This is a genomic window from Chamaesiphon sp. VAR_69_metabat_338 (genome assembly GCF_031423935.1).
GTDB lineage: Bacteria > Cyanobacteriota > Cyanobacteriia > Cyanobacteriales > Chamaesiphonaceae > Chamaesiphon.
The window spans coordinates 1-3728 of record NZ_JANPGM010000447.1 but is presented as its reverse complement, the minus strand read 5'-3'; the positions used below and the strand labels follow the sequence as shown (position 1 = coordinate 3728).

Here is a 3728-nt window from a genome sequence, read left to right as displayed (position 1 = left end):
AATCGAATACTTAAACATCGATTTAGCAACACTCTTGTCGGTGGGATCTTGCAATAATTTCCAAGCTTCATAAACGAAGACGCCACCCAATCCTAATGCCGCAATCCCGTAGACAGCACCAGCCGCACCGAGCGGGTAAACCAGCAACAAGCTAGTCGGAATCAGCAATAGGGTATAAATCCAAATTTGTTTGGCAGTAGCAGCTTCACCGACGACGACAGGTAACATCGGGATACCGACCTTCGCATAGTCGTCTTTAATCATCAACGACAGTGCCCAAAAATGGGGCGGCGTCCAGATAAAGACGATCGCAAATAATACCCACGCTTCGATACTCAAACTATTAGTCACAGCCGCCCAACCAACTAGTGCGGGGATGGCTCCAGCCGCCCCACCAATTACGATATTTTGGGGCGTGTGGCGTTTGAGCAGGTGGGTATAAATCCACATGTAAAAACCAATACCAGCCATCGCCAAGAGTGCGGCTAACAGATTGGTGAAAATGGTTAAAGTGGCAAAAGATAATCCGGCTAAAACTGCGGCGAAAATGCCAGCATGGAGCGGCTTCACGCGACCCGAAGGAATCGGACGATTGCGAGTGCGTTCCATCGCATAATCGATATCTCGATCGTAAATGCAATTCATCGTCTGCGCTGAAGCTGCGGCTAACATCCCACCGATAACTGTGACTAGAAATAAGACCGGATCGGTCTGACCGTCAGAAGCTAACCACATCGCCGCAGCGGTAGTAATTAATAGGAGCGGAATAATTCTGGGTTTAGTGAGTTGATAATAACTCTGAATAACTTGCAGAAAGTTTTGGTGTTTGCACTCTAAAGACGGATTGAGAAGCTCTTGCATATGTAGGGATGGGGGATATTTTTTGACCGCAGCAGTGTGACAAAACCGATCGTCAGGATCGGCTCAAAGATCGCGCGGTGTCGATCGAATTATTAACAACGTTCGATCGATTTAGTTGCCATAACAATCCAGTCAAGACGACGAGCGTACCGAGTAAGAGCGCGCCAACAGTTTGGTGGCTGACAGTAAGTGGTGCAACCTGCAGATGAAGTTTGAAAGTAGCCACACCGAGCAAGATCTGACAAACCAATAAGCCAGCAATTCCAGCCGCCAGCCTCCGAAATGCTTGTGGTAAATGTGAGTTGCGCCAGACAACGATAATGACCGCAATGCAGCTCAGGGTCGCCGGTACCACCCCGATAACGTGACTATTCATTACAGTACACAGTTCGGAGTTGCCAAAACATTGGTGGAGTGCCCATCGAGAGCCGACTAAGCCACCGAGGATGCTTTGAATATAGACGAAAATTGCGGCGGTGAGGGGAAGGAGGGGACTGGGGGAGTGGGAAACTGGGGACTGGTGGACTGGGAGGAGGCAAGTACCGATTGTCAATAATGTAATAAAAAATAGTAGTGCGGTGCCGAGGTGAGCGGTGACAATATCGAAGCGGAGTAGTTCGGTGACGGTGAACGCGCCCAAGGCTCCTTGCACCAAAATTAGGCTCATGGCAAATGTCGTCGCCCACGGCAGCCAGCGGGGTAGCTGATAGCGATACCACCACGATGAGCCAACCAAGAGCAAAGTACTCAAGCCAATTAAGGCAGCATCCAAGCGATGAAACCATTCCAAAAATACCTGGAGATTCATCTGTGCCGTCGGTACCAATTGCCCGTAACATAACGGCCAATCTGGGCAAGCCAAGCCAGCATTCATCACTCTGGTGGCACTGCCTACGGCCATCAGTAATAAAGTAGCAAAGGCGATCTTCCAGATCGCTCGCCGCATGCGTGCCCGAACTACCAGGTTGTCGGCTTGGTTGGGTAGAGATGCGTCTCTACCCGCAGGGGATTGAGGGGTGAGTGCAGAGTCAGACATAAAATTGGCGATCGCCGAGTGAGTTGCCTAGTTGAGCTGTCGTTGGCTAAACGAGCGAGATAATTATTCTCAAGCTAGCATTAATACCTAGTGGCTGTGAGGGTGTTAACCGAGCGGTCGATCGCGCAAATACGCCTAGTCAACAGTAACAACCTAATCGCTGGCTGACTTTGAAGCCCGCTCGAATTAGATCCCAAAGAAAGTATTAAAGATCTAACCTGCTAAAAATCTTAAAATTTGGCGACTAGTCAACCGATCGCATCAATCCCAAAGAAAATCTGAAGAAATGGGAATAAGTGCCGATCGCTTTAATTGCCTACGGTACCTTAGTAAGGTAGTAGTCATAACTAGCTCAACTGCCAACTCGCTTACATATTGTCGCTATCTAAATTTTTAGACTGAAAACATCTTTGTCACCTGGTTCGATCGATCCTGCGCTACTCTATTCTCCAAATCGACACCTGAAACTGGCGATCGCTTTGCTGGAATAACCTCTGCGTTACATCCCAGCGCGATGCTCCCCTAGAGCGGTTTTGCCCACGAACCAGAGCTGCCTCCCAATGCCAAAAACTCTCCATCCCTGAAATAATCGATGAATATTCCTAGCTCAATTCTTACCCTCCTGCTGGGCATAGGACTAACCTTAGTTAGTCTCTGGTATGGACAGAATCACGGACTGATGCCTGTGGCTGCTTCCGAAGAAGCCGCACACATCGATGGTCTATTCAATGCCATGATGACCATCTCCGTCGGCCTCTTTTTGCTAGTTCAAGGTGTAATCGTTTACTCGGCGATTAAATTTCGGCGCAGACCAGGCGAACTCGGCGATGGTGCCGCGATCGAAGGTAACGTACCATTAGAAATATTATGGACGGCCATTCCTGCCGCGATCGTCCTATGGATTTCGATCTACAGCTTTGAAATCTACAATGAAATGGGTGGTTTCGATCCCGCTGCCAACGGTGCTCATGCGATGCACAGTATGCCCAGCGGCAAAGGTAGTGCCATGGCGGCGACGATGCCAGGGATGAACGATGCCAAAGATAATCGCATTGCAGCACTAGGTGTCGGTGCTTCACCAGCCAACCAGGGTAAAGCTGCTGCGGTGAATGTCAACGTTTTGGGCTTACAGTACGCATGGATCTTTACTTATCCTGAAGCAAACGTTACATCTGGCGAACTACATGTCCCAGTTGGCAAAGAAGTCCAACTAAACATGAACGCTCAAGACGTAATTCACGCTGTGTGGATTCCCCAACTGCGACTCAAGCAAGACGTCATCCCAGGTACGCCTACCCAGCTCCGGTTCACTACCAACAAAGTCGGTAACTATCCTCTACGCTGTGCCGAACTCTGCGGTGGCTATCACGGTTCGATGGTGACGCGGATGATCGTGCATACGCCCGAAGAATACGACACCTGGATTGCCAGCCAGCAACAAGCCACCCAAGCCCAAGCTGAAGTAGTCAAACAGACGATCGCGATGAATCCCGCTAATTTGTCTACTAGCAACTATTTGGCTCCTTACGCCAAAGAAATGGGCGTTAAACCAGACACGATCGCCCACCTACACCACGAGATGAGTGAAATGAATATGTCTTCGATCGCCTCTGCGACCAAATAACCTTGACTCGTTTGGGTAGAGTACAGCAAAAAAATCCAATAAGTCGATCGGTTTAAGCAAAAGCGTTCGATCCACTCAACTTTATAGAGCTACAGGTTTTTTCTACTCCCTACCCTCTACCCCTTACCCTCTATCCCCTATCCCCTAGAGATGACAGCAGAATTATCGATTCCCACCGAAACCAAAGAGGATGATGTCGTTCATAAT

Annotated in this window: 3 protein-coding genes; 1 reads left to right on the top strand and 2 read right to left on the bottom strand. The window is 49.1% G+C overall.

Going from position 1 to position 3728, the window contains the following annotated elements:
• On the bottom strand, positions 1-861 hold an 861-nt coding region (locus RMO84_RS12440; protein ID WP_310488770.1), incomplete at its 3' end, for a heme o synthase.
• 52 nt (positions 862-913) lie between these two features.
• Complete coding sequence (locus tag RMO84_RS12435) at positions 914-1897, bottom strand: heme A synthase (RefSeq protein ID WP_310488769.1); 984 nt, start codon at positions 1895-1897, stop codon at positions 914-916.
• A 592-nt stretch (positions 1898-2489) separates the two neighbouring features.
• On the opposite strand from RMO84_RS12435, the gene RMO84_RS12430 reads away from it, so the two are divergent.
• On the top strand, positions 2490-3521 hold the full coding sequence (locus RMO84_RS12430) for a cytochrome c oxidase subunit II (RefSeq protein WP_310488768.1): 1032 nt from the start codon (positions 2490-2492) through the stop codon (positions 3519-3521).
• Positions 3522-3728 lie beyond the last annotated feature (207 nt).

What these genes read in the sequence shown, in the direction of transcription:
- RMO84_RS12435 (WP_310488769.1), bottom strand. Translation starts at nt 1,897, where the DNA reads ATGTCTGACTCTGCACTCACCCCTCAATCCCCTGCGGGTAGAGACGCA.
- RMO84_RS12430 (WP_310488768.1), top strand. Translation starts at nt 2,490, where the DNA reads ATGAATATTCCTAGCTCAATTCTTACCCTCCTGCTGGGCATAGGACTA.